We start from the raw sequence: 23,693 nt of genomic DNA on the forward strand, positions 1-23,693 counted from the left end.
CGCGGAATCGGGCGGCCAGGAGGGACGCATGGTCCGGCCGCATCTTCGGGGACAGGTCTCGGTCGGTCTCGAATCGGCAGCGAAGTGCGGGGTAATTGGTTACAATTCCGCGCCTGACGCCCATCTTTCCGACGCGGGACCCTGCATGAATCCGGATTTTCTCGACTTCGAACAACCCATTGCCGAACTGGAAGCCAAGATTCGGGATCTGCGCTATGTGGGTGACGATGCCGAGGTCAACATCCAGGAAGAGATCCAGCGCCTGGAGGAGAAGTGCCGTTCGCTGACGGAGAGCATCTTCGCCAAGCTGAGCCCCTGGCAGGTCGCGCAGATGTCGCGCCATCCGAAGCGCCCGTACACGTTGGACTATATCCCTCAGCTGTTCGACGAGTTCGAGGAGCTCCACGGTGACCGGACCTATGCGGATGACCCAGCGATTGTCGGTGGCGTGGCGCGCCTCGACGGGCGCCCGGTGATGATCATTGGCCACCAGAAGGGCCGCCAGACGCGCGAGAAGGTCTACCGCAACTTCGGGATGCCGCGCCCGGAGGGCTATCGCAAGGCCCTGCGACTGATGGAGACGGCCGAGCGCTTCCGGCTTCCGGTCCTCACGTTTATCGACACCCCGGGCGCCTATCCGGGCGTGGGTGCCGAGGAGCGCGGCCAGAGCGAGGCGATTGCCCGCAATCTGATGGTGATGGCGCGGCTGGATACGCCGATCATCGCGACCGTGATTGGCGAGGGCGGCTCGGGCGGCGCGCTGGCGATCGGGGTCGGGGATGCCACGCTGATGCTGCAGTACTCGACCTACTCGGTCATCTCACCGGAGGGTTGTGCCTCCATTCTCTGGAAGAGTGCCGAACGCGCGTCCGAGGCGGCGGAGGCGCTGGGTATTACCTCGCAGCGCCTGCACGATCTGGGGCTGGTCGATCGCATCGTCCCCGAGCCGCTGGGCGGCGCCCATCGCGATCCCGAGACGATGTCGGCGCAGTTGCGCTCGGCACTGCTGGAAACCCTCGATGGCCTGGAGGCGCTGGACCCGGCCAAGCGGTTGGATCGGCGTTACCGCCGCCTGATGGACTACGGTGCCTTCCAGGAAGCCGCCTCCTGAGACATCGGGCCGGGGGCCGGATCGCGCCCACCCGGTGATGGTCGCCGTTCGGGCCTTTTTGCAGGATCACCCCGGTTCTACTTCCCTGCGGGTTGCCTTTAGCGGCGGCCGCGACTCCTCTGTTTTGCTGCATGCGCTCGCGCGATTGCGCCCTCAAGGGCTTGAGGCCTGGCATGTGAATCACGGTCTGCGACCGGATGCCGATGCGCAGGCGGCGTTCTGTGTGCGCGTTGCCGAGGTGCTGGATGTACCGCTGACCGTACGCAAGGTGACCGTTCTTGATGACGCCTCCGAGGGGCCGGAGGCTGCCGCGCGCCGTGCACGCTACACGGCCCTGCGCGAGGGCCTCGGGGGACGGGACCTGATCCTGACCGCCCAGCATGCCGACGACCAGGCTGAGACCTTCTTGCTCGCCGCGCTGCGCGGGAGCGGGCCGGAGGGCCTTCAGGGCATGCGGGCAATGCGTCGCGAAGGAGATACCTGGCTGGGGCGGCCGCTGCTGGAGGTCCCGGGCGAGGCCATCGCGGACTACGCACGGACTTCGGGGCTCGGCTGGTACGACGATCCGAGCAATGAGGACACCCGCTTCGATCGCAATTTCCTGCGCCGCGAGATCCTCCCGCGGCTGGCGGAACGCTTCCCGGTTCATCAATCCCTGGCGCGCTGTGCCCGCTGGCAGCAGGAGGCTGTCGACCGACTGGCGAGTCTGGATGAGCAACTCCCCGATGACGCCCCGTTGCCTGTTGCTGCGTTGGCGGGTCTGGATGCGGCAGAGCGGCGGGCACGGATGCGAGCATGGTTGCGCGCACAGGGCCTAAGTCCCCCGGGGCACGCCCGGCTGGAAGAGTACTGCCGACAACTGGAAACCCATGCGCCGGATCGCAGTCCCGAGCTGCGCTGGGCGGGCGGCTGGATGGGTGTCTATCGGGGCATGATCCACACCCAAGCCCCTGGTGCGAATCCACCCGGGCCGGGTGACGTAACCCCCTGGCCACCGGGGCAAGCGCGCCTGACACTCGCGGACGGCCGCGTGCTGGAGCGCGCGGCGCTGAGCGCTTTGGGTGTGGACCCTCTGGAAGAGTTGGAGATTGGTTATCGCGCAGGAGGCGAAACGGTCGTGACTCCGGCGGGGCGTCGACCCTTGAAAAAGCTGCTGCAGGAGAGGGGTGTTCCACCATGGGAGCGCGAACGTCTGCCGCTGGTGATGCGGCGATCGGACAGGCACGTCGTGGCCATTGTCTGGCGGGATGGGGCATTGGGACTCTGACGGTTGAGCGCCCCAGGATGGCGCGGCGCCCGACACTGTGGTTTCGGCGCAGTTGACGGGGCGATCGTAAAAGCCAATGCTTGAGCTTCGTCACGCTTTTTAGGGGCCCCAAGTGTGAGATCGATCAGTCGTCGGGTCGGAGAATGTGCCCAGGGGCTTGCGCTTGTGGTCGCGGTGCTGGGTATCGCATCGGCGCAGGCCGGAAGCCTCAACCTGGCCACCGAGAGTTATCCGCCATTCAACTTCGAGACGCCGGATGGCGAGCTCGACGGTATCTCCGTGCGCGTGATGAACCAGCTGCTCAAGGAGACCGGGATCGAGGCGGAGATCCGCTTGCTGCCCTGGAGTCGCGCCTACGCCGAAGCGCAGTCGAGCCCCGACACCTGCGTGTTTTCCACGACCCGCACGCCGGAGCGCGAAGAGCTGTTCGAGTGGGTCGGCCCTCTGGTGGAGAATCAGTGGCATGCCTATGCCCTTGAGGGCTCCGACGTCGCAGCGTACTCGCTCGAAGACCTGCACGACTATCGAGTGGGCGGTTACCGGGATGATGCCGTCGCGTTATATGTCGAGGCACGGGGGATTGAGGTCGATACCGCCCCCAATGACCGACTGAATGCGCGTAAGCTCGCGGCCGACCGGATTGATGTCTGGGTCAGTGGCGAGCATCTCGCACCCTGGTACGCGCGTCTGGAAGAGATCGGCGAACTGCGCTCGCTGTTTGCCTTCAACGACACGGTGATGTCGCTCGCCTGCCACCGGGATACCGATCGCGATCGGCTGGACCGCCTCCAGGTCGCGCTGGATGCCATGCGCGAGGATGGCCGCTACGCAGCGATCGTCAGTGATGTACTCGACAGTAACGGAGGCGCGGATGACTGAGTTCGCCACGCAGCGCGAAGCCGATCGGGGTGGCCTGATCGCCGAAGAGGTGCTGGACTTTCAGCGCAACATGACCCGGCGCGGCATCATCTTTTCGTTCACCGGCTATATCTCGGAAGGCATCCTGAAGGCGCTCGGCGACGCGCTGCGCCAGAAGATCCGGCTGGAGTCGACGGACAACAAGACCGTGAATAGGGTGTTCTCGGTGTTCGTCGAGCAGGTGCAGAACATCATCCGCTACTCGGCCGAACGCATCGAGCATGATGCAGAACCGCCGGTGGAACTGAGCTCGGGAATGATTACCGTTGGTTCCGAAAAAGGCCGGTTTTTCGTGATTTGCGGCAATATCATCGCCCGCGAAGACGCCGATACTCTGGGCGGGCGGCTCCGCGAGTTGCAGGGGATGGACCCGGAAGCCCTGAGGCGGTTCTACAAGGAAAAGCTCCGCGAGCCGCCGGACGAGGGCAGTAAAGGCGCCAGCATCGGGCTGATCGAGATCGCGCGCCGTGCGAGCGAGCCGATCCAGTTCGATTTCGAGCACCTCTCCGACGCGTATTCCTATTTTGTACTGAAGGCCTATATCTGATGGCAGCATTGGACCCCATTCGACACGAGGCAACGGACCGCACCCCGGAGGTCCTGTTCGATTTCGCGGCGGGGCAATATCGCATCGCCGGCGAGTCCTATCCGGAGGACGCCGCGAGCTTCTATGGGCCCCTAACCCAGGGGTTGCGTCAGGCGGTCGAGGAGCGGGCCAGCGAGTCGCTGGAGTTCAGCGTCGAGATGATCTACTTCAACAGCTCGACCGCGAAGGCCCTGATGAACCTTTTCCAGATCCTTGAGGACGCCGCGGAGGCCGGCATGAGTGTACGGATCAATTGGTGCTACCACGAGGATGACGAGACGATGGAAGAGTTCGGCGAGGACTTTTCCGAGGACTTTGCCCACGCTGACTACCGTATGTGCCCGACATCATGAACGCCTCTCGCGACTCCAAACAGCCAGTGACGATGCCGCCCACCTCAGGCGACGGCGACGATCCGGAATCCCTTGCCGACTTTTCGCTGTTCGAGCAGGAAAAACAGATTATGCAGCGCTCCGAGCAGATGCTGGAGGCGCTGGATGACGTGGCCGAAGGCGTGCGTATGCTGGCCAAGGCCTACTCCGAGGGATACCGCATTCAGCGCCGCATGATGCGTATGAGCGACCGCATGCAGCTGGATCTGCAGGCCGCGAACCGCCAGCTGCGCGAGCAGGCCACCCATCTGGAGCAGCTCAACTGCGCGCTGTCGGACGAGGTGCGCGAGCGCGAACGCCTGACGGTGGAGCTTGAGCGCCTGGCGCTGGAAGATGCCCTAACCGGGCTGTTCTCTCGCCGCCGGGTGATCGACTGCGTGGAAGGTCTGGCCGAGACCGTGGGCGACCAGACCCGTTCCATCACCGTGATGATGCTCGACCTCGACGACTTCAAGGCCCTGAATGACACACACGGCCATGCGGCCGGAGATTACGCCCTGCAGAGCTTCGCCGATATCCTGCGCGGGGAGCTCGGCGCCGATCAGTACGCCGGGCGCATGGGGGGCGAGGAGTTTCTGGTGGTGGCCGCGGATCTCGATTTCGATGGGGCCGTGACTCTGGCAGAGCGCATTCGTACCAGTGTCGAGGAGACAATCCCGCGCTGGAACGACCAGCCGCTTCACCTCGAGGTTTCCATTGGGCTGGTGGTCACGACCGAGCGCTGGCCGGACGCCGGGGCACTGGTCGCCGCGGCGGATGATCTGCTCTACCGCGCGAAGAACAAAGGCCGTAACCGCGTCGAGGTCCAGTTCCACGGCGAGCCTGCATGACGGAGTCCGGACCGGCGCGCAGCCGCAGCCTGGTCGCCAAACTGGCGCTTGCGACCCTGCTGGTTGCGCTCGCGCTCAGCCTGCTGGCGAGCGCCTATGTGATCGCGGCCGACTCGCGAGCCTTTCACGCCGAAACCCTGGAACAGATTGACCGGCTGCAACGGCTGGTTGCGCCTCCGGCGGCCGAGGCGGCCTACCAGTTGAATGCGGATCAGGCCGAATCGCTGGTGGCGGGGCTGCAGGCCTTTGACGAGATCCATCGCGCCGAGATCCTCGACGACTTTGGGCGCACCCTGGCCGAGGTGGAACGCGAGGGGGGTGGCGCCTCCTGGCTGGGAGAGCGTCTGTTCGGCGCCGATCGTCAGCACGAGCGCGAATTGCTCCACCCGGATCTGCGCGAGACCAATGGCGCGGTCGGCACGTTGCGCGTGGAGCTTGCCCCCGATGTCCTGGCGGCTGCCCTGGTCGAGCGCCTGCGCAACAGCGTAATCACCAGCGTGGTACAGGCGCTGATCGTCTCGCTCGTGGTCGTGCTGCTGTTCTACGGCCTGATGCTGCGTCCGATGCTGCGCATCTCCCGGGCCGTGGCGGGTACCGACCCCGACCGCCCGGCCCAGTGGCCGCGGCCCGAAATGGGGCATCACGCCAACGACGAACTGGGGGCCCTGGACCGGTCGCTGGATCGGCTCCTGCATGCCTTTCAGCAGGGTCTCGATGCCCGCGACGGCGCGCGGGGCGAACTGAAGGCCCTGAACGAGGACCTGGAACGTCGAGTGGTCGAACGAACCCGCGAACTGGAGGCGGAGAAGCAGGAAACGGAACGTGCGCTGGCACGGGTGGACGAGGCCAACCGCGAGCTCGAGCGCAGCAATCGGCTCGTCGTGGAGAGTATTCGCTACGCACGGCGCATCCAGACGGCGATGCTTCCGGACAAGCACGCCCTGGACGGGCACCTGGACGAAGTACAGGTCTACTGGGAGCCGCTGCATCTGGTCGGGGGCGACTACTTCTGGCTGGAAGCCATCGACGGGCGCAGCGTACTGGTCGCGGCGGACTGCACCGGGCATGGCGTCCCGGGTGCGTTTATTACCCTGGTGCTGGCTTCCGCGCTGGATCGCATCCTGCATGAACACCGGCTGCTGGAGCCGTCGGCAATCCTGCGCGAGATGGATCGCCTGGTGCGCTCGCGCCTGCGCCAGGACGGCCAGGACTCCGATTCCGATGACGGGCTGGAGGCGGCAGTCTGCGTCTATGATCCGGATGGCCGGACATTGAACTTTGCCGGTGTGGGGCTTCCGCTCATCATTGATCGCGGGGGAGAGGTTGAGGAGATTCGCGGCGTTCGTGGCGGTCTGGGGTATCGCAGCCTCGAGCCTGCGCAGCCGGTGGATCACGTGGTGTCGGTGGAACCCGGCATGGAATTCTTCCTGATTACCGACGGAGCCCACGACCATGTGGGTGGCGAGCCGCCGCGACTGTTCGGGCGCCGGCGTCTGCGCCAGGTGTTGGCGGAAAAGTCCCCGCGTGACCTGAGCGCCAAGATCGACTCCGTGGTCCGGGTGCTGGAGGATTATCGCGGCGGCGAACCGCGGCGTGACGACATGACGCTGGTGGCCTTTCGGCCGCTTCCACCCAATGCGCAAAGTGTGCTTCGCGAGGCCACCGCCGATTGAGCCGACAGGGGCTCTCTGGTAGCATTTCGGCCGATTTGAGCCGCCCGTGAGCCCTTTTGTGGCGGGGGTCCGTCGTCACCTAGCCAGGTTTCCCGCATGACGCGTTATGTATTCATTACCGGAGGCGTGGTTTCGTCTCTGGGCAAAGGCATTGCATCCGCCTCGCTGGGGGCCATCCTCGAGGCGCGCGGTCTCAAGGTGACGCTGCTCAAGCTCGACCCCTATATCAACGTCGATCCGGGCACCATGAGCCCGTTCCAGCACGGCGAGGTCTTCGTGACCGACGACGGCGCGGAGACGGACCTGGACCTGGGGCATTACGAGCGCTTCGTGCGTATCCGCACCTCGCGGCGCAACAACTTCACCACCGGGCAGATCTACGAGAACGTGATCCGCAAGGAGCGCCGCGGCGACTACCTGGGTGGTACGGTGCAGGTGATCCCGCATATCACCGACGAGATCAAGCGCTCGATCCGCGAGGGCGCGGGCGATGCCGACATCGCGCTGATCGAGATCGGCGGTACGGTGGGCGATATCGAGTCTCTGCCGTTCCTTGAGGCCATCCGCCAGATGGGGGTGGAGCTGGGGCACGAGAATGCCCTGTTCATGCACCTGACCCTGGTGCCCTTCATTGCCGCCGCCGGCGAGATCAAGACCAAGCCGACCCAGCACTCGGTCAAGGAACTGCGCTCGATCGGGATCCAGCCGGATATCCTGCTGTGCCGCTCGACCCAGGCGATACCCGAGGGGGAGCGGCGCAAGATTGCGCTGTTCACCAACGTCGAGGAGAAGGCTGTCATCTCCGCGGTGGACGTGGACAACATCTACAAGATCCCGTTGTGGCTGCATTCGCAGAAGCTGGACGAGATCGTGCTGCGCAAGCTGCACATTGAGGCCCCGCAGGCCGACCTGTCGGACTGGAAGCACGTGGTCAATGCCATGGAATTTCCGGAATCCGAGGTGACCGTCGGCATGATCGGCAAGTACGTCGATCTGACCGAGTCCTACAAGTCCGTGAACGAGGCGCTGACCCATGCGGGTGTGCAGGTCGGGACCCGAGTGCGGATTCGCTATCTCGATTCGGAAAAGCTCGAAGGGGCGGAAGCCGAGATCCAGGGCGAGATGGAGGGCCTGGATGCGATCCTCGTACCCGGTGGCTTTGGCGAGCGCGGTGTCGAGGGCAAGATCGCGGCCGTCCGCTATGCGCGCGAGCACGGGGTGCCGTATCTGGGCATCTGCCTCGGCATGCAGGTGGCGGTGATCGAATTCGCGCGTGACCGGGCCGGGCTCGAAGACGCGCACAGTACGGAGTTCGCCCCGGATACCCCGCATCCGGTCATCGCCCTGATCACCGAGTGGCAGGACCGCGAGGGTCGTATCGAGCGGCGCGATGCCGAGAGCGATCTCGGCGGTACGATGCGCCTTGGGGCGCAGTCCGCGCGACTGGCTCAGGGTTCGCGAATTGCGGAGGCCTATGGTCGCGAGGATGTCAGCGAACGCCATCGCCACCGGTTCGAGTTCAACAATGCCTATCGCGAGCGGCTGGAGGCAGCCGGTCTGAACATCTCCGGCGTCTCCGAATCCGGCGAGCTGGTCGAAGCGGTCGAACTGGCGGACCACCCGTGGTTCATCGGTTGCCAGTTCCACCCGGAATTCACCTCCACCCCGCGCGACGGGCATCCGCTGTTCACCGGGTTCATTCGTGCCGCGCGTACGTATCAGGACACGCGCGAGCCGGAGACCACGACGGCGCTGACGGACTAACTACGCTTCGCGGCTGGTCCCGTGAGGGTCGGTCGCCGGACAGGACAGAGCATGCAGCTTTGTGGTTTTGAAATCGGCCTCGATCGGCCCTTTTTTCTGATTGCCGGCCCGTGCGTTATCGAATCCGAGGCGATGGCCCTGGACACCGCGGGTGCGCTCAAGGCGATCACCGACGAGCTGGGTATCCCGTTTATCTACAAGTCCTCGTTCGACAAGGCGAATCGCTCCTCGACGAAGAGCTTCCGTGGTCTGGGGATGGATGAGGGCCTGCGCATCCTGGAACAGGTGAAGCAGCAACTGGGCGTCCCGGTGCTGACCGATGTCCACGAGGACACGCCGCTGGAGGAGGTTGCGGCCGTGGTGGACGTGCTGCAAACACCCGCGTTCCTTTGCCGGCAGACGAACTTCATCCAGAACGTCGCGCGCCAGGGGCGCCCGGTGAACATCAAGAAGGGCCAGTTCCTGGCGCCCTGGGATATGGGCAATGTTGTAGACAAGGCGCGCGAGGCGGGCAATGACCAGATCATGGTCTGCGAACGCGGCGTCTCCTTCGGCTACAACACACTGATCTCGGACATGCGGGGTCTGGCCCAGATGCGCCAGACCGGCTGCCCGGTGGTGTTCGACGCCACGCATTCGGTCCAGCAGCCGGGCGGGCAGGGCGCGAGCTCCGGGGGCCAGCGCGAATACGTGCCCGTGCTGGCGCGGGCCGCCGTCGCCTCCGGGGTGTCGGGTCTGTTCATGGAGACCCACCCGGACCCGGAGCACGCACTCTCCGATGGGCCCAATGCCTGGCCGCTGCAGCGCATGGCGGAGCTGCTGACCACGCTCAAGGCGCTGGATGCGGCCACCAAGGCCCAGCCGTTTGCCGAGGCCGAGTACGGGCTGGGTTGAGGCACGATTACAGATTCAAGAGTTTCGTTTAACTTCCGCTTCCAACTGTCGAGGCGGATGGGTTTATTTTTCAAGGAGAAAGCATGTCCCAGATTGCGGAGATTCATGCCCGCGAGATCATCGACTCGCGGGGCAACCCGACGGTCGAGGCCGACGTTGTCCTGGATTCCGGCGCGATGGGTCGCGCCGCGGTGCCGTCGGGGGCCTCCACCGGGGCCCGCGAGGCGCTGGAACTGCGCGACGACGAGGCGCGCTATGGCGGCAAGGGTGTGCAAAAGGCCGTGGGCCATGTGAATGGCGAGATCCGTAACGCCCTGCGCGGCATGGAACTGGACCAGACGGCGGTCGACCGCCGCATGCTCGAGCTGGACGGTACCGAGAACAAGTCGCGCTTGGGCGCGAACGCGCTGCTGGCTGTGTCGATGGCGGCGGCGCACGCGCAGGCGGCCGATCGCGAACAGCCGCTGTTCGAAGTCATGGGCGGGGAGCAGGCGAACCTGCTGCCCGTGCCGATGATGAACATCATCAACGGCGGGGCTCACGCCGACAACAGCGTCGACATGCAGGAGTTCATGATCCTGCCGGTGGGCGCGGATTCCGTGCGCGAGGCCGTGCGTTACGGTGCCGAGGTGTTCCATGCCCTGAAGAAGGTGCTGGGCCAGCGCAATCTGGCGACAGGAGTGGGGGACGAGGGTGGTTTTGCCCCGGACCTGCCGTCCAACTCGGCCGCGATCGAGGTCATCCTCGAGGCCATCCACAAGGCTGGATTCAAGGCCGGGCAGGACATCTGGCTGGGGCTGGACTGCGCCAGCTCCGAGTTCTACCGCGACGGCCGTTACCACCTCGATTCCGAAGGCAAAGCCTTCTCTGCCGACGAGTTCTGCGACTACCTTGCACACTGGGTCGACCAGTACCCGATCCTGACCATCGAGGACGGTATGGGCGAGGACGATTGGGATGGCTGGAAGGTCCTGACCGAGCGCCTGGGTGATCGCGTGCAGCTGGTCGGCGACGACCTGTTCGTGACCAACACGCAGATCCTGCAGGAAGGGATCGACAAGGGCGTGGCCAACTCGATCCTGATCAAGCTGAACCAGATCGGCACCGTGACCGAGACCCTGGAGGCCATCGAGCTGGCGCGCAAGGCGATGTACACGGCGGTCATCTCCCATCGTTCCGGCGAGACCGAAGACGTGACCATCGCCGATCTGGCCGTGGCCACTGGGGTAGGCCAGATCAAGACCGGCTCGCTCTCGCGCTCGGATCGCGTAGCCAAGTACAACCAGCTGATCCGGATCGAGGAGCATCTGGGGTCCCGGGCGCGGTATCCCGGCATGGATGCGTTCAACATCCGGCGATAGGGCGGCGGTTGCGTCGTTTGCCACGTCCGGGGTTCACAGCCTGCGGGGCGGTTCCTGTGCCCCACGACGAATGGGCCGTAGAATGCCGGGCATGGAAGCTCGACTCTCTCCCTTGCGGCTGGCCGAGGCGGCCGGTCGCGGTCGCGGGAATCGCTGATGCGCGGGTTGCTGATCGGTCTGGCCGTGGTGCTGCTGCTGTTGCAGTGGCCGCTGTGGCTGGGCGAGGGCAGCTGGCGCGATGTGCGCGACCTGCGCAAGCAGGTAGAGGAGCAGCGCGCGGCCAATGCCGAGCTGGAACAGCGCAATCAGGCGCTGGAGGCCGAGGTACAGGACCTGCGTACCGGCACCGATGCAGTGGAAGAACGCGCGCGTCGCGACCTGGGCATGATCCGCGAAGACGAAATCTTCTTCTTCGTGGTTGGCGAGGACGACGACCGGCGCCCGGTGCCAGAGCCGCTGCCGGATCCGGCGCGGGACGTGTCCCCGGGGCCTGCCGAGATCCCGGACCGCGAGCGCGAGCCGGCAACCGATACGCTGCCACCCGAGGATCCGTTTGATGGCTGATCCCGACGCAACCAGTTCCTCCACGGAACCCGCCTACTGGGCTCTGATTCCGGCCGCTGGTGTGGGCCGGCGCATGGGCTCGGACCGACCCAAGCAGTTCCTGACGCTGGGTTCGCGCACCATCCTCTCGCATACCCTGTCGATCTTTTTGGAGCACCCGCGCATTCGCGGTGTTGTCCTGGTACTAGGGCCGGATGTGGACCCGGACGCGCTGGATCTTCCGACGGCGGGCGGCCGCCTGTTCCGGGTAGCCGGTGGTGCCGAGCGGGCCGATTCGGTCCAGAACGGCCTCGATTTCCTGCAGGAGCGGGCTTCTCCCGACGACTGGGTGCTGGTGCACGATGCGGCGCGACCCTGCCTGCCACGCGCGGACCTGGACCATTTGCTGCAATCGCTCCGGGATGATCCGGTAGGCGGTTTGCTGGCCACGCCCAGCACCGACACGGTCAAGTGGAGCGACGAGTATGGGCGGGTCGAGCGCACGCTGGAACGCGAGCGCGTCTGGCGTGCACTGACCCCGCAGATGTTTCGCCTGGGCATGTTGCGGGAGGCCAATCGGGCCGCACGCGAGGCTGGTCACCCGGTTACCGACGAGGCCAGCGCGATCGAGTGGCATGGTGCCCGTCCGCGCCTGATCGAGGGCTCGATGATGAACATCAAGATCACCCGGGCCGAGGATCTGGAGCTGGCCCAGCTGTACCTGATGCAACAGCGGCGTCTGGACGGGAGATTCCGGCCATGAGCCGCATGCGCGTGGGACAGGGCTTCGACGTGCATGCCTTCGGGCCTGGCGAGCATCTGGTCCTGGGCGGTGTGCGCATCCCCTTCGATCACGGCTTTGTCGCGCATTCCGATGGCGACGTTCTGCTGCACGCGATCTGCGATGCCTTGTTCGGGGCCGCGGGGCTGGGAGATATCGGTCGCCACTTTCCCGATACCGACGAGCGCTTTCGTGGGGCGAACAGCCGCGATCTGCTGCGCGAGACCCTGCGTCGGGTCCAGGAGGCCGGCTGGCGTCCGGTGAACGTCGATGCGACCGTGATCGCACAGGCACCGAAGATGGCCCCGCATGTGGCGGCGATGGAGGACCACATTGCCGCGGACCTGGGGCTTGCGGCTGATTGCGTGAACGTCAAGGCGACGACCACCGAGCGCCTGGGCTTTACCGGACGCGGAGAAGGCGTGGCGGCCCAGGCAGTGGTGCTGCTGGAGCCTTATTCGGGGCTGATGCACGTATGACGGCGGTTCAATCCCCAAGTGTGCTGGGTCTGGATCACGTCAGTGTCGTGATCACCGACCTGGAGGAGTCTGCGCGGTTCTATGGCGAGATCCTGGGACTGCGCTCCGTGGAACGTCCGGATCTCGGCTTTCCGGGGTTGTGGTATGACCTGGGTGGCGGGCAGACCCTGCACCTGCTGGGTGTGCCCAACCCGGACGCCACCGAACGCGATGTTCGCGGGGGACGCGATCGGCATCTGGCCTTGCGCGTACGTGGTCTGGACTCCTTGCTGCAGCGCCTGGAAGACGCTGGTCACACGGCCGAGCGCAGCCAGTCGGGGCGACCGGCCGCGTTCGTCCGCGACCCGGACGGCAACACCGTCGAACTGATCGAGGCGGGCTGACACCGCGCGGGTGCGCCGCGCCGAAACCCCCGCTGCACGAGGAGGGAACATGGACGGCGAGTACATCCTGGCCCTGGATCAGGGCACGACCAGTTGCCGGGCGATCCTGTTCGATCGTGATGCGGCGATTATCGGTGTCGCCCAGCGCGAGTTCACCCAGCACTACCCGCAGCCCGGCTGGGTCGAGCACGACGCGATGGAAATCTGGGGCACCCAGATCGGGGCGGCACGCGAGGTGCTGGAGACCCGCGGCATCAAGCCGGCCCAGCTCGCAGCCATCGGCATCACCAACCAGCGCGAAACCACCGTGGTCTGGGACCGTGAAACCGGCAAGCCCATCCACCCGGCGATCGTCTGGCAGGACCGACGCACCGCGAGTTTCTGCGACGAGCTGAAGGCACGCGGGCTGGAGGAGACGATCCGCAGCCGCACCGGTCTGGTGGTGGATGCCTATTTCTCCGGCACCAAGCTTCGCTGGCTGCTGGAGCAGGTGGACGGTGCGCGCGAGCGCGCGGAGCGCGGCGAGCTGCTGTTCGGCACCATGGACACCTGGCTGATCTGGAACCTCACCCGTGGCGAACGGCATGTGACGGATGTCTCCAATGCCTCGCGCACGCAGCTGTTCAACATCCACGAACTCGAATGGGATGACACGCTGCTGGGCGAGCTTGAGATCCCTAGGGCCATGCTCCCGGAGGTCCGCGCCTCGAGCGAGGTGCTGGGCCATACAGGCACCGAGATGTTCGGGGGCAACGAGATCCCCATCGCCGGCGTGGCCGGCGACCAGCATGCCGCGCTCTTCGGGCAGACCTGTTTCGAACGCGGCATGGCCAAGAACACCTATGGCACTGGCTGCTTTCTCCTGATGAATACCGGCACCGAGCCGGTCACGTCGCACTCGGGTCTGCTCACGACTGTCGCCTGGAGCATCGATGGCCAGGTCGAGTACGCCCTGGAGGGCTCCATCTTCATCGCCGGCGCCGCGATCCAGTGGCTGCGCGACGAACTCAAGCTGATCGACTCGGCCGAGGACTCGGAATACTACGCGAGCAAGGTGGAGGACTCCGACGGCGTGTATGTCGTCCCGGCATTCGCGGGGCTCGGGGCGCCGTACTGGGACATGTATGCCCGCGGCGCGATCTTCGGGCTGACGCGGGGTACGCGCAAGGAACACATCACCCGCGCCACGCTGGACTCTCTGGCCTACCAGACTAAGGACGTGATCGACGCGATGGAGCAGGACTCCGGCATCGCACTGAAAGGCCTGCGCGTCGACGGCGGCGCGGTTGCCAACAACGTGATGATGCAGTTCCAGGCCGACATGCTCGGGGTCAATGTCGAGCGGCCGACGGTTACGGAGTCAACCGCGCTGGGAGCTGCTTATCTGGCGGGGCTGGCCGTGGGTTTCTGGTCGCGCGACGAACTGGAGCAAAAAAGCCAGCTGGACCGGGTATTCGAGCCGCAGATGGATGCGGCCACCCGCGATCGCTACTACCGGGGGTGGAAGAAGGCTGTACAGCGCACGATGGGCTGGGCACGCGAGGACGACAACGAGGCGACCGACTAGCGGGCGGGTGGCCTGGCCGGTGTGGGCAGGGGCTTCGCGGGCAGGCCCGCTCCCAGAGTGATCTGGGTGGCGCCGGATGTCGAAACCAGCGCTCTGCCCCCTGTGGGAGCCGCCCTGGCGGCGAAGTCCCTCCCAGAGTCAGCCCCTCTGCCTGACTAGTTGATGCTGGCTGGCTCGGCCGCGAGCTGGCCGGACTGGTAGTCGCTGATCGCCTGCTCGATCTCGTCGGAGGTGTTCATCACGAACGGGCCGTAGTGGGCGATCGGTTCGCCCAGCGGGCGGCCCTTGAACAGTAGCACCCGCGCATCCTGCTGTGCGATCAGGTGGATCTGCGTCTGTCCGCTCCAGGTGCCCAGCTGGCCGGTCTTCAGCCCGGTCAGTTCCCCGTCGTAGACGTAGGCGAGCACCCGATCGTCCAGCTGGACGGCCAGTGACAGGCGGTACCCGGCCGGCAGGCTGAGATCTGCCATGGCCGCGCTTTCGCCGATCTGTTCCAGCGGGCCTTCGGTATCCCCGGCGCTGGTCTGCCACGAACCGGCGATCGCCTTGAAGTGCAGCGGGCCGTCGTCTTCCGGCAAGTGACGCATCTCATCGGCGCGCACGTCGCGGTAGCGCGGCGGGTCCATCTTGCGCCGTGCCGGCAGGTTCACCCAGAGCTGGAAGCCGTGCAGCCCGTCCGAGTCCAGCAGGGGCATCTCGGAGTGGATAACCCCGCGCCCGGCGCTCATCCACTGGGCCTCGCCGGCCTCCACACGGCCCTGGTTGCCCATCGAATCCTCGTGGGTCAGACCGCCGTGGACGAGGTAGGTCAGCGTCTCGAAGCCGCGGTGCGGGTGGGAGGGAAAACCGCCGATGTAGTCCTCCCTGGCGCTGGCCTTCAGCTCGTCCAGCATCAGGAACGGATCGAGTCCCCCGTTAAAGTCGTGAATACGGCGAATCTTTACCCCGGCGCCATCCTGGGTCGGTTGAGCGGTGCGTACGGTGTCCGGGGGGGTCGGGTTCATGGCGGTCTCCTTCGCAACAAGGCCTGCACCATACCGACCATGAAAACAAAAGAAAATTGCACTGCGCCCTTTCATGGGGCGGTTTGCGACCGGAGGGGTATCCGCTGAGCGCTAGGGAGACGCTGATTGCATCACACGTCCGCGCTCGAGTCGCTTTTGCGTGCGAACAGGGCGCGGTGACCGCCGTGCAGCATTCTGCATAAGGGAGCCGCAACGCAGGATCGGGGAATTGGGGGTACCAACGCGGACGTGTGATGCAATCAGCGTCCCCCTAATCGGGGCGTGGCATGAAAACCGGGTATCCGTCGATCTCGCCGACCCCCAGGGGCTGGTTGTACAGCCGTTCCAGCGCGGACGGCACCAGCATGGTTCGGGTGGGACCCCAGCAGGCCTTGCCGTCGGGGAACATCAGAAGCAGGTGATCGCAGTAGCGTACCGCCAGGTTCACGTCGTGCAGCACCAGGATTGCGGCGCGGTCGCCCCGGGCGATACGGCGTATGTGATCCAGCACCGCGATTTGATGATGCAGGTCGAGCTGGCTGGTGGGCTCGTCCAGCAGCAGGAGGCGCGGGTTCTGGGTGAGCACGGTGGCGATGGCCAGGCGCTGGCGCTCGCCGCCGGACAGGGTGTCCACCAGGCGGTGCTCCAGCTCGGCTAGGTCCATCCGGGCCAGGGCGGCACGGGCCTGGGCGTAGTCCTCGGCGGTCTCGATGTCCCAGGGCCGCAGGTAGGGGTGGCGGCCGATCAGGGCCGTCTCCAGCACGGTCGCGGGGAATCCGTCGTGGTGCTTCTGGAAGACCAGGCCCAGTTCGCGCGCCAGCCGGGCGCGGGAGTATTCGGGGAGCGAACGGCCTTGCACATGGATCTCTCCCGTGCGGGCCGCGCGCAGCCCGGCCAGGGTATGAAGCAAGGTGCTTTTGCCAGCCCCATTCGGGCCGAGGATGCCCCAGCACTGTCCCGGATTGATGGTCAGTTCGATGGGCGAGCCGCTGGCGCGTTCCGGGATGTCGATAACCAGATCGTGGGTGGCCAGCAGGGTGTCAGGCCCCGGCGCCTCGTGCACGCTCTCGGTGCTGGACGCGTGGGGATCGCCGTGACGTTGGGGATCGGCAGTGTGCGGAGGCATCAGCGGCTCCGGTACAGCAAGAACAGGAACACGGGGACGCCCAGCATCGCGGTGATCACGCCGACGGGCAACTGCTCCGGGGCGATCATCGTGCGGGCGAGGGTGTCGGCCAGCGTCAGCAGAATGCCGCCCCCGAGTGCCGAGGCGGGCAGGATCACGCGCTGGTCGTTGCCGAAGACCAGCCGGAGCATGTGCGGCACGATCAGCCCGACAAAGCCGACCGCGCCGACCTGCATGACCGCGGTGGCCGTGATCAGTGCCGCCGCGACGTAGATCGTCCACTCCACTGGCCGTACGGCCACGCCCAGCGCCGCCGCCTGCATCGGGCCGCGCGCCAGGACGTTCAGCGTCCGCCCCAGGGGCAGGGCCAGCAGCACGACCAGCACCAGCACACCCCAGGCGGGGTAGGGGTTGCGGGCGTGGGAGACATCGCCCATTAGCCAGTAGAGCATCCCGGGCAGCTCCGCGGTCGGGCTCACGGCGAGCAGGAAGCTGATCACCGCCCCCCAGCCGGCCGCCACGACCACGCCGGTCAGCAGCAACCGTGTTGGGGTCCAGCTGCCGGTGCCGTGCGCGAGGCCGAATACGATCACCGTGGACAGCAAGGCACCGGTGAAGGCGGCGACCGAGACCGAGAACATCGACAGGCCAGCGAGCATGGCCAGCAGCGCACCGACGGAAGCACCCCCGGACAGACCCAGCACATAGGGGTCGGCAAGCGGGTTGCGCAGCAACACCTGCATCAGGGCGCCAGCGACGCCCAGCAGCCCGCCGGCGGCGAACGCGGCCAGGGCGCGTGGCAGGCGCAGTTCCAGCACCAGGGTGCTGTGCAGGCGACTCCCTTCGCCCTGAATCACGGCGATCAGGTCCCCGGCAGGAATGGCGACACTGCCATAGGCCAGTGCGATCAGGATCGCGAGCAGCGACGCCGGGAGCAGGACCCCCGTGGCGAGGAGGAAGGAGCGGGTCACGAAGGGTCAGTCCGCCCGGCGCTGGCGGGCGCGTTCGAGTTCCTCGCACATCAGGCGGGTCCCTTCGGCAATCCGCGGGGTGTGACGCTGGAGCAGCGACGGCGGGATGAAGAACAGGTTGTCGCGCTGCACCGCGGTCATGTCCTCCCATTGTTCCCAGGCAATCACCCAGTCCGGCCGGTCTTCGCCCATGCCCCCGCCGATGATCACCTCCGGGTCGGCCTCGATCACGGCCTCGCGGTCCATGCGCGGCACCAGACGATCCAGGTGGCCGAACACATTCTTGCCCCCGCACAGGCGGATGGCCTCGCCGATCAGGTGATCGTCGTTGACCGTCATCAGGGGCTGTTCCCACACCTGGTAGAACAGCGGGACCGGGTCGCGGTCGGCATAGTCGAGCCGCAGCGTTTCGATCTCGTCGAGAAAGGCCTGTATCGCCGCTTCGCCGCGTTCCTCGGTACCGGCGAGCTGGGCCATGCGCCGCATGCTGGAGGCGACGCCCTCGAAGCTGCGTGGTTCCGAGACATAGACGTTCATCCCCAGGTCGCGCAGGCGCTCGATCTGCGAGCTGGAATTGCCACTGCGCCAGGCCACCACCAGGTCCGGGTCCATTTCAACCACGCGTTCCAGGTCGATGCGGCTGTAGCCGCCGACCCGCGGGATCATCTCCGCCTCCGGCGGGAAATCGCTGTGCTGGGTGACGCCTACCAGCTTGTCTCCGGCACCGACGGCGAACAGGACTTCCGTGATGTGCGGGGCCAGGCTGACGATGCGTTCGGCGGGTCGGTCGAGTGTGACCTCCCGATCGTCATCGTCGGTCACTGTGACCGGTTCGGCCAGTGCCGGCGCCGTGCACAGGAGCGTGGCTACGAGGAAGGTCAGGTGGCGGTGGAAGACTTTGAAAGTCATTTAATATCCGTTGGTTGTCGAAAGAACATAACGTTAAAAATATGGAGCTTTTGGAGCGGCCTGCGGTCAGCGAAAGCGTCTCATCATAGCAGCAAGGGCAAGATGGTTTGGTGCCCAAATTGGCCGCGGGTGGCCTGACCGCGTATCATTGTTCGCTTTAGTCAGGTGCCTGCAGTGCGCAGGTGAAACGGGAAGCCGGTGCAAGTCCGGCGCTGCCCCCGCAACGGTAAGCGAGCGACCCAATGCTCGGCAGACTGGCCACTGGGGCCTGTGCCTGGGAAGGCGTCTGCCGATCGGCATCGCCCGACGCTCGCGAGCCCGGAGACCGGCCTGGCTGTGATTCATCCTGCGACCGTGCGGCGGGCAACGGTCGGGGGCGCAGGCGCCATCTCAGGCACCTGCTCCTTCGGTGTTTCGCCGTGCCGTCGTCTCGACGGAACCTCATGACGGCCCCAGTTCCCAACCAGGCAGAAGAGAATCCGAACGCGTTCGCCTCGGCCGAACGTGCGGCAGTCTATCGCGTGATCGGCGAGCGCCGGGACATGCGCCATTTTCGCCCCGACCCGGTGGACGTCGATACGCTGCGGCGGCTACTGGAGGCCGCGCACCAGGCGCCCAGCGTGGGGTACATGCAGCCCTGGCGCTTTCTGCGGGTGACAGACGCGCGGCTGCGCGATGCGCTGCACGGCCATGTAGCGGCGGAGCAGGCGCGTACGGCCGAGGCCTGCGGCGAGCGCGCCGCCGAGGTGCACCGGCTGAAGCTCGAAGGCATCCGCGATGCCGGCGAGCTGCTGGTGGTCGCCCTGACCGACGGGCGTGAACGCTACGTGCTGGGCCGGCGCACGATCCCGGAGATGGACCTGTGCTCCGCCGCCTGTGCGATCCAGAACCTGTGGCTGGCGGCCCGGGCCGAGGGGCTGGGCATGGGCTGGGTCTCCCTGTTCGACCCGGACTGGCTGGCCGGGGAGCTGGGAATGCCGGAAGGGGCCTGGCCGATCGCGATCCTGTGTCTGGGTCATGTGGATGCGTTCTATGAGCGGCCGATGCTGGAAACCGAGGGTTGGGATCAACGGCGGTCGCTGGACGAACTGGTGTTCGAGAATCGCTGGGAACAACGGGACTCAAGTGCGGATGCGCCGCGCACGGCTCGACGCCGCGCATGACCACCTTCGCCCTGCTGGTCGCCGCGCTGGTGCTGGATCGGCTGCTGGGGGACCCTCGGCGCGGCCATCCACTGGCTGGCTTCGGGATGCTGGCGGCCGGGGCGGAGCGGCTCGGCCACGCGGATTCGGTCTGGCGCGGCGGCTTCTGGGTACTGGTACTGGTCTTGCCCTTCGGGCTCGCGGCCTGGTGGCTGAGCCGCCTCCCGGGCGGCTGGCTGGTGGAGCTGGCCGTGCTGTGGCTGGCGCTCGGTGGGCGCGGGCTGGAGCAGCATGCCCGTCGCGTGGCTGATGCCCTTCAGGCCGGGGACCTTCCTGGCGCCCGACTGGCGGTCGGCATGCTGGTCAGCCGCGATACCTCCGAGCTGGACGCGTCGGGTGTTCGTGCGGCCACGGCGGAGTCGGTGCTGGAGAACGGCAACGATGCGGTGTTCGCGACGGTATTCTGGTTCCTGGTCGCGGGTGCGGCGGGTGTCGTGGTCTACCGGCTGGTGAACACGCTGGATGCGATGTGGGGCTACCGCACACCGCGCCATGCACGCTTCGGGCGGGTCGCGGCGCGGCTGGACGATATCCTGAACTCGGTTCCGGCACGCCTGACCAGCCTGGCCTATGCGCTGGCCGGGCAGACACGTACGGCGCTGCGCTGCTGGCGCGATCAGGGCACGCGCTGGAAGAGCCCGAACGCGGGGCCGGTGATGGCCGCCGGGGCGGGGGCGCTGGGGGTGACGCTGGGTGGCCCGGCACGCTATGCCGGGGGTACCGAGGACCGGCCGGTTCTCGGTGCCGGCGCCGCCCCGGGCCCGAGCACGATCGACGGCGCACTGCAGCTGGTTGATCGCGCGCTGGCGATCTGGCTGGTGGCCATCGCAACAGGAGTGCTGATTCTTGTATTCGTCTAACGCCACAACCGAATCCGTGAACGGGCCGCTGGAGCAGGTCCACGGGGGCGGTGTGCGTGCGGCGGCCGTGCATTACGGAATCCCCGTGGCGCAGTGGCTGGACCTGTCCACGGGCATCAACCCGCAGGGTTATCCAGTAGGGCCAGTCCCCGTCGAGGTCTGGCAACGCCTGCCGGAGGACGAGGACGGGCTGGAGGCGGCGGCCCGGGCGTACTACAGCGCTGAATCGCTGCTGCCGGTCGCCGGTTCCCAGGCGGCGATCCAGGCGCTGCCAAGGCTGCGCGCGGGGCGTGCGCGGGTCGGGGTACTGGAGCCGAGCTACAACGAGCACGCCCGAGCCTGGCGCGCGGCCGGACACGAAGTGGTCGCGGTGAGCGAAGACGAGCTCGCGGGGGCGGCGGCCACGCTGGACGTACTGGTGCTGGTCAATCCGAACAACCCCACCGCCGTGTATTTCGACCTCGAGACGCTGCTCGACTGGCACCGCACGCTTGCCGCGCGCGGTGGCTGGCTGGTGGTGGACGAGGCCTTCATGGACACCACGCCCGAACGGAGCCTGGCCGGATATACGCCGCGCGAGGGACTGTTCGTGCTGCGCTCGCTGGGCAAGTTCTTTGGCCTGGCCGGGGCGCGGGTCGGCTTCGTACTGGCCCCGGATGACTGGCTGCGGCGTATCGCCGAGCTGCTGGGGCCGTGGAGCGTGCCGGGTCCCGCGCGTTGGGTGGCGACTCAGGCGCTGGAAGACCGGGAGTGGCAGGCCCAAACACGCTGGCGACTACAGGAGGCGGGGCGCCGGCTCGAGACGCTGCTGCGGGATGCCGGTTTGCCGCCGGCGGGCAGGACGCCGCTGTTCCAGTGGTGCCGGACCGAGCGCGCCCAGGTGATTCAGGATGCGCTGGCGCGTCAGGGCATCCTCGTGCGTCGTTTCGACCGTCCGGCCAGCCTGCGCTTCGGTCTGCCAGGGAGCGAGGCCGAATGGGAGCGGCTGGAAGCGGGGCTGCGACAGACATGACTGGTACAACGCTCATGGTGCAGGGCACCACCTCGGATGCCGGCAAGAGCGTGCTGGTGGCCGGGCTGGCGCGGGTGCTGCATCGGCGTGGGCTGTCGGTGGTGCCGTTCAAGCCGCAGAACATGGCGCTGAACAGCGCGGTCACCCTGGACGGCGGCGAGATCGGGCGTGCCCAGGCCCTGCAGGCCGCCGCCTGCGGCCTGGAGCCGCATACCGACATGAATCCGGTGCTGCTCAAGCCCAGTTCCGATCAGGGGGCGCAGGTGATCATCCACGGCCGCCCGGCGGCCGAGCTGGATGCCCGTGCCTACCACGACTACAAGCCCGTCGCCCGCGAGGCCGTGCTGGCCTCCCATCGACGGCTGACGGTGCAGTACGCGCATGTACTGGTGGAAGGCGCGGGCTCCCCGGCGGAGATCAACCTGCGCGCAGGCGATATCGCCAACATGGGGTTTGCCGAGGCGGTGGACTGTCCGGTGATCCTGGTCGCGGATATCGACCGCGGCGGCGTGTTCGCGCATCTGGTGGGCACGCTGGCGTTGCTGAGCGAGACCGAACGCACACGGGTGCAGGGTTTTGTGATCAACCGGTTTCGCGGCGATATCGCGCTCCTGCAGCCGGGGCTGGACTGGCTGGAGCAGGAGACCGGCAAGCCCGTGCTGGGCGTGATCCCGTACCTGCACGGGCTGTACCTGGATGCCGAGGATGCCCTGCCGCGCGAGGCGGTGCCGGAAAAGGCGGCGGATGCCCTGAAGGTCGTCGTGCCCACCCTACCGCGCATCTCCAACCATACCGATTTCGATCCGCTGCGCCTGCACCCTGGTGTGGACCTTCGCTTCGCCGGGCCGGGCGAGTCGCTGCAGCCGGCGGACGTGGTCATCCTGCCGGGGTCCAAGGCCGTGCGCGACGACCTCGCCTGGTTGCGCGAACAGGGCTGGGAAGAAGAGCTGCAGCGCCATGTGCGTTATGGCGGCAAGGTGCTCGGGATGTGTGGCGGTTTCCAGATGCTGGGCCGTACCGTGCACGACCCCGACGGTGTCGAGGGGCGGCCCGGCTCCACGCCGGGACTGGGCTGGCTGGACATCGAGACGCGTCTAGCACCGGAAAAGCGCCTGGAACGTGTTCACGGGGATCGTGTGCTGGGCCAGGAAGCCCACGTGGAGGGCTACGAGATTCATGCCGGTGTGACGACCGGGCCCGGGCTGGATCGCCCGTTGCTGGAGCTGCAGCATGGCCCGGATGGCGCACGCAGCGAGGACGAGGCCGTGGCGGGGACCTATGTCCACGGGGTATTCGATACCTCCGCCGCAGCCGAGGCCCTTCTGCGCTGGGCCGGCATGCGCACGGAGACGGAGCACGGCGAAGACCTGACGACCGCACGCGAGCGCGGCCTGGAACGCCTGGCCGATACCCTGGAGGCGCATCTGGACCTGGGGCGCATCCTTGCCCTGCTGCGGGCAGGGAACACGGAGCCTGTGACATGAAGGCCCTGGTACTGGGGGGTGTGCGTTCCGGCAAGAGTCGGCTGGCGGAGCAGCTGGCCGATGCCAGCGGCTTGCACGTGACCTATGTCGCTACCGCGCGTGCCGACGACGCCGAGATGGCACGCCGCATCGAGCGCCACCGTGCCGACCGTCCCGGGGACTGGGGGCTGATCGAGGCGGATACCGGTCTGGCCGCCGCGCTGGAAGAGGCCGCAAGGCCAGATGAATGCCTGCTGGTGGATTGCCTGACCCTGTGGCTGACCCAGCTCCTGTGCACCGAGAACGAGGCCCTGATCGAGCGCGAGCGGGAGGCCCTGATCGCCACCGTGCCCCGCCTGCCGGGCACACTGGTGTTTGTGTCTAACGAGACCGGCATGGGCATTACCCCGATGGACGCGCTGTCCCGCCGCTTCGCCGACGAGGCGGGCTGGCTGCACCAGCGCCTGGCCCCGGCGATGGACCGTGTCGTGCTGACCGTTGCTGGCCTCCCGCACGTGCTCAAGGGCGAACGGCTGGAATGAATGCACCAACGCGCAACGACGAAGCAATGACGGGGCTTGTGGATGCTACGCATGG

24 protein-coding genes and 1 riboswitch are annotated in these 23,693 nt (G+C 66.7%); of the genes, 20 read left to right on the top strand and 4 right to left on the bottom strand.

What is annotated here, in order from left to right; genetic code table 11:
• Positions 1-145: 145 nt before the first annotated feature.
• The 15 genes from C935_RS0109805 (at position 146) to glpK (ending at position 14,549) form a co-directional block, all read left to right on the top strand.
• Entirely contained in the window at positions 146-1,111 is a 966-nt protein-coding gene (locus C935_RS0109805) for an acetyl-CoA carboxylase carboxyltransferase subunit alpha (protein WP_018862326.1), read from the top strand.
• 37 nt (positions 1,112-1,148) lie between these two features.
• Positions 1,149-2,378, top strand: a complete 1,230-nt coding sequence (gene tilS / locus C935_RS0109810) for a tRNA lysidine(34) synthetase TilS (protein ID WP_026278754.1) — start codon at positions 1,149-1,151, stop codon at positions 2,376-2,378.
• A gap of 183 nt (positions 2,379-2,561) precedes the next feature.
• Positions 2,562-3,257, top strand: a complete 696-nt coding sequence (locus C935_RS0109815; protein ID WP_026278755.1) for an ABC transporter substrate-binding protein — start codon at positions 2,562-2,564, stop codon at positions 3,255-3,257.
• Positions 3,250-3,843, top strand: coding sequence for a SiaB family protein kinase (locus C935_RS0109820; RefSeq protein ID WP_018862329.1), 594 nt, complete (start codon positions 3,250-3,252; stop codon positions 3,841-3,843). Before C935_RS0109815 ends, C935_RS0109820 begins: the two co-directional genes overlap by 8 nt.
• On the top strand, positions 3,843-4,235 hold the full coding sequence (locus C935_RS0109825) for a DUF1987 domain-containing protein (protein ID WP_018862330.1): 393 nt from the start codon (positions 3,843-3,845) through the stop codon (positions 4,233-4,235). The genes C935_RS0109820 and C935_RS0109825 overlap by 1 nt, the downstream gene beginning before the upstream one ends.
• Before the next feature lie 32 nt (positions 4,236-4,267).
• The gene (locus C935_RS0109830; RefSeq protein ID WP_018862331.1) at positions 4,268-5,104 is read left to right on the top strand and encodes a GGDEF domain-containing protein; all 837 of its coding nucleotides are present in this window, start codon (positions 4,268-4,270) and stop codon (positions 5,102-5,104) included.
• Complete coding sequence (locus C935_RS0109835) at positions 5,101-6,777, top strand: PP2C family protein-serine/threonine phosphatase (protein ID WP_018862332.1); 1,677 nt, start codon at positions 5,101-5,103, stop codon at positions 6,775-6,777. The genes C935_RS0109830 and C935_RS0109835 overlap by 4 nt, the downstream gene beginning before the upstream one ends.
• Before the next feature lie 96 nt (positions 6,778-6,873).
• Positions 6,874-8,541, top strand: coding sequence for a CTP synthase (locus C935_RS0109840; protein WP_018862333.1), 1,668 nt, complete (start codon positions 6,874-6,876; stop codon positions 8,539-8,541).
• Between the two features lie 51 nt (positions 8,542-8,592).
• Positions 8,593-9,435, top strand: a complete 843-nt coding sequence (gene kdsA, locus C935_RS0109845; RefSeq protein WP_018862334.1) for a 3-deoxy-8-phosphooctulonate synthase — start codon at positions 8,593-8,595, stop codon at positions 9,433-9,435.
• Positions 9,436-9,518: 83 nt separating this feature from the next.
• Complete coding sequence (gene eno / locus C935_RS0109850; protein ID WP_018862335.1) at positions 9,519-10,796, top strand: phosphopyruvate hydratase; 1,278 nt, start codon at positions 9,519-9,521, stop codon at positions 10,794-10,796.
• Positions 10,797-10,952: 156 nt separating this feature from the next.
• Complete coding sequence (gene ftsB / locus C935_RS0109855; RefSeq protein ID WP_018862336.1) at positions 10,953-11,360, top strand: cell division protein FtsB; 408 nt, start codon at positions 10,953-10,955, stop codon at positions 11,358-11,360.
• A complete protein-coding gene (gene ispD, locus C935_RS0109860; RefSeq protein WP_018862337.1) occupies positions 11,353-12,102 on the top strand; it encodes a 2-C-methyl-D-erythritol 4-phosphate cytidylyltransferase in 750 nt (249 codons plus the stop codon). The genes ftsB and ispD overlap by 8 nt, the downstream gene beginning before the upstream one ends.
• Entirely contained in the window at positions 12,099-12,599 is a 501-nt protein-coding gene (ispF, locus tag C935_RS0109865) for a 2-C-methyl-D-erythritol 2,4-cyclodiphosphate synthase (RefSeq protein ID WP_018862338.1), read from the top strand. Before ispD ends, ispF begins: the two co-directional genes overlap by 4 nt.
• On the top strand, positions 12,596-12,982 hold the full coding sequence (locus C935_RS0109870; protein WP_018862339.1) for a VOC family protein: 387 nt from the start codon (positions 12,596-12,598) through the stop codon (positions 12,980-12,982). The genes ispF and C935_RS0109870 overlap by 4 nt, the downstream gene beginning before the upstream one ends.
• Positions 12,983-13,031: 49 nt before the next feature.
• Positions 13,032-14,549, top strand: a complete 1,518-nt coding sequence (gene glpK, locus C935_RS0109875) for a glycerol kinase GlpK (RefSeq protein WP_018862340.1) — start codon at positions 13,032-13,034, stop codon at positions 14,547-14,549.
• A gap of 155 nt (positions 14,550-14,704) precedes the next feature.
• Here glpK and C935_RS0109880 read toward each other — a convergent pair whose 3' ends face one another.
• The 4 genes from C935_RS0109880 to C935_RS0109895 form a co-directional block, all read right to left on the bottom strand.
• On the bottom strand, positions 14,705-15,553 hold the full coding sequence (locus C935_RS0109880; RefSeq protein WP_018862341.1) for a pirin family protein: 849 nt from the start codon (positions 15,551-15,553) through the stop codon (positions 14,705-14,707).
• A gap of 271 nt (positions 15,554-15,824) precedes the next feature.
• Complete coding sequence (locus tag C935_RS0109885; RefSeq protein ID WP_018862342.1) at positions 15,825-16,679, bottom strand: ABC transporter ATP-binding protein; 855 nt, start codon at positions 16,677-16,679, stop codon at positions 15,825-15,827.
• Positions 16,679-17,650: an iron ABC transporter permease gene (locus C935_RS0109890; RefSeq protein WP_018862343.1), complete on the bottom strand. Its 972-nt coding sequence runs from the start codon at positions 17,648-17,650 to the stop codon at positions 16,679-16,681. The genes C935_RS0109885 and C935_RS0109890 overlap by 1 nt, the downstream gene beginning before the upstream one ends.
• A gap of 6 nt (positions 17,651-17,656) precedes the next feature.
• Positions 17,657-18,559 (bottom strand): cobalamin-binding protein, encoded by a 903-nt coding sequence (locus C935_RS0109895; protein WP_018862344.1) that lies wholly within the window; start codon positions 18,557-18,559, stop codon positions 17,657-17,659.
• 146 nt (positions 18,560-18,705) lie between these two features.
• Positions 18,706-18,908, top strand: a riboswitch (cobalamin riboswitch).
• A gap of 94 nt (positions 18,909-19,002) precedes the next feature.
• On the opposite strand from C935_RS0109895, the gene bluB reads away from it, so the two are divergent.
• From bluB to cobU, 5 genes are read left to right on the top strand one after another with little or no spacing between them, the layout of a single operon-like run.
• Positions 19,003-19,722, top strand: coding sequence for a 5,6-dimethylbenzimidazole synthase (gene bluB / locus C935_RS0109900; protein ID WP_018862345.1), 720 nt, complete (start codon positions 19,003-19,005; stop codon positions 19,720-19,722).
• Positions 19,719-20,621: an adenosylcobinamide-phosphate synthase CbiB gene (gene cbiB / locus C935_RS0109905; protein WP_018862346.1), complete on the top strand. Its 903-nt coding sequence runs from the start codon at positions 19,719-19,721 to the stop codon at positions 20,619-20,621. The genes bluB and cbiB overlap by 4 nt, the downstream gene beginning before the upstream one ends.
• Positions 20,622-20,637: 16 nt before the next feature.
• Positions 20,638-21,633, top strand: a complete 996-nt coding sequence (cobD, locus tag C935_RS0109910; protein WP_018862347.1) for a threonine-phosphate decarboxylase CobD — start codon at positions 20,638-20,640, stop codon at positions 21,631-21,633.
• Positions 21,630-23,117, top strand: coding sequence for a cobyric acid synthase (locus tag C935_RS0109915; RefSeq protein WP_018862348.1), 1,488 nt, complete (start codon positions 21,630-21,632; stop codon positions 23,115-23,117). Before cobD ends, C935_RS0109915 begins: the two co-directional genes overlap by 4 nt.
• The gene (gene cobU / locus C935_RS0109920; protein ID WP_018862349.1) at positions 23,114-23,638 is read left to right on the top strand and encodes a bifunctional adenosylcobinamide kinase/adenosylcobinamide-phosphate guanylyltransferase; all 525 of its coding nucleotides are present in this window, start codon (positions 23,114-23,116) and stop codon (positions 23,636-23,638) included. Before C935_RS0109915 ends, cobU begins: the two co-directional genes overlap by 4 nt.
• Positions 23,639-23,693: the final 55 nt, after the last annotated feature.

Source organism: Thioalkalivibrio sp. ALJ3 (genome assembly GCF_000377205.1).
Taxonomy (GTDB): Bacteria; Pseudomonadota; Gammaproteobacteria; order Ectothiorhodospirales; family Ectothiorhodospiraceae; genus Thioalkalivibrio.

What these genes read in the sequence shown, in the direction of transcription:
- C935_RS0109805 (WP_018862326.1), top strand. Translation starts at nt 146, where the DNA reads ATGAATCCGGATTTTCTCGACTTCGAACAACCCATTGCCGAACTGGAA.
- tilS (WP_026278754.1), top strand. Translation starts at nt 1,149, where the DNA reads ATGGTCGCCGTTCGGGCCTTTTTGCAGGATCACCCCGGTTCTACTTCC.
- C935_RS0109820 (WP_018862329.1), top strand. Translation starts at nt 3,250, where the DNA reads ATGACTGAGTTCGCCACGCAGCGCGAAGCCGATCGGGGTGGCCTGATC.
- C935_RS0109825 (WP_018862330.1), top strand. Translation starts at nt 3,843, where the DNA reads ATGGCAGCATTGGACCCCATTCGACACGAGGCAACGGACCGCACCCCG.
- C935_RS0109830 (WP_018862331.1), top strand. Translation starts at nt 4,268, where the DNA reads ATGCCGCCCACCTCAGGCGACGGCGACGATCCGGAATCCCTTGCCGAC.
- C935_RS0109835 (WP_018862332.1), top strand. Translation starts at nt 5,101, where the DNA reads ATGACGGAGTCCGGACCGGCGCGCAGCCGCAGCCTGGTCGCCAAACTG.
- C935_RS0109840 (WP_018862333.1), top strand. Translation starts at nt 6,874, where the DNA reads ATGACGCGTTATGTATTCATTACCGGAGGCGTGGTTTCGTCTCTGGGC.
- kdsA (WP_018862334.1), top strand. Translation starts at nt 8,593, where the DNA reads ATGCAGCTTTGTGGTTTTGAAATCGGCCTCGATCGGCCCTTTTTTCTG.
- eno (WP_018862335.1), top strand. Translation starts at nt 9,519, where the DNA reads ATGTCCCAGATTGCGGAGATTCATGCCCGCGAGATCATCGACTCGCGG.
- ftsB (WP_018862336.1), top strand. Translation starts at nt 10,953, where the DNA reads ATGCGCGGGTTGCTGATCGGTCTGGCCGTGGTGCTGCTGCTGTTGCAG.
- ispD (WP_018862337.1), top strand. Translation starts at nt 11,353, where the DNA reads ATGGCTGATCCCGACGCAACCAGTTCCTCCACGGAACCCGCCTACTGG.
- ispF (WP_018862338.1), top strand. Translation starts at nt 12,099, where the DNA reads ATGAGCCGCATGCGCGTGGGACAGGGCTTCGACGTGCATGCCTTCGGG.
- C935_RS0109870 (WP_018862339.1), top strand. Translation starts at nt 12,596, where the DNA reads ATGACGGCGGTTCAATCCCCAAGTGTGCTGGGTCTGGATCACGTCAGT.
- glpK (WP_018862340.1), top strand. Translation starts at nt 13,032, where the DNA reads ATGGACGGCGAGTACATCCTGGCCCTGGATCAGGGCACGACCAGTTGC.
- C935_RS0109880 (WP_018862341.1), bottom strand. Translation starts at nt 15,553, where the DNA reads ATGAACCCGACCCCCCCGGACACCGTACGCACCGCTCAACCGACCCAG.
- C935_RS0109885 (WP_018862342.1), bottom strand. Translation starts at nt 16,679, where the DNA reads ATGCCTCCGCACACTGCCGATCCCCAACGTCACGGCGATCCCCACGCG.
- C935_RS0109895 (WP_018862344.1), bottom strand. Translation starts at nt 18,559, where the DNA reads ATGACTTTCAAAGTCTTCCACCGCCACCTGACCTTCCTCGTAGCCACG.
- bluB (WP_018862345.1), top strand. Translation starts at nt 19,003, where the DNA reads ATGACGGCCCCAGTTCCCAACCAGGCAGAAGAGAATCCGAACGCGTTC.
- cbiB (WP_018862346.1), top strand. Translation starts at nt 19,719, where the DNA reads ATGACCACCTTCGCCCTGCTGGTCGCCGCGCTGGTGCTGGATCGGCTG.
- C935_RS0109915 (WP_018862348.1), top strand. Translation starts at nt 21,630, where the DNA reads ATGACTGGTACAACGCTCATGGTGCAGGGCACCACCTCGGATGCCGGC.
- cobU (WP_018862349.1), top strand. Translation starts at nt 23,114, where the DNA reads ATGAAGGCCCTGGTACTGGGGGGTGTGCGTTCCGGCAAGAGTCGGCTG.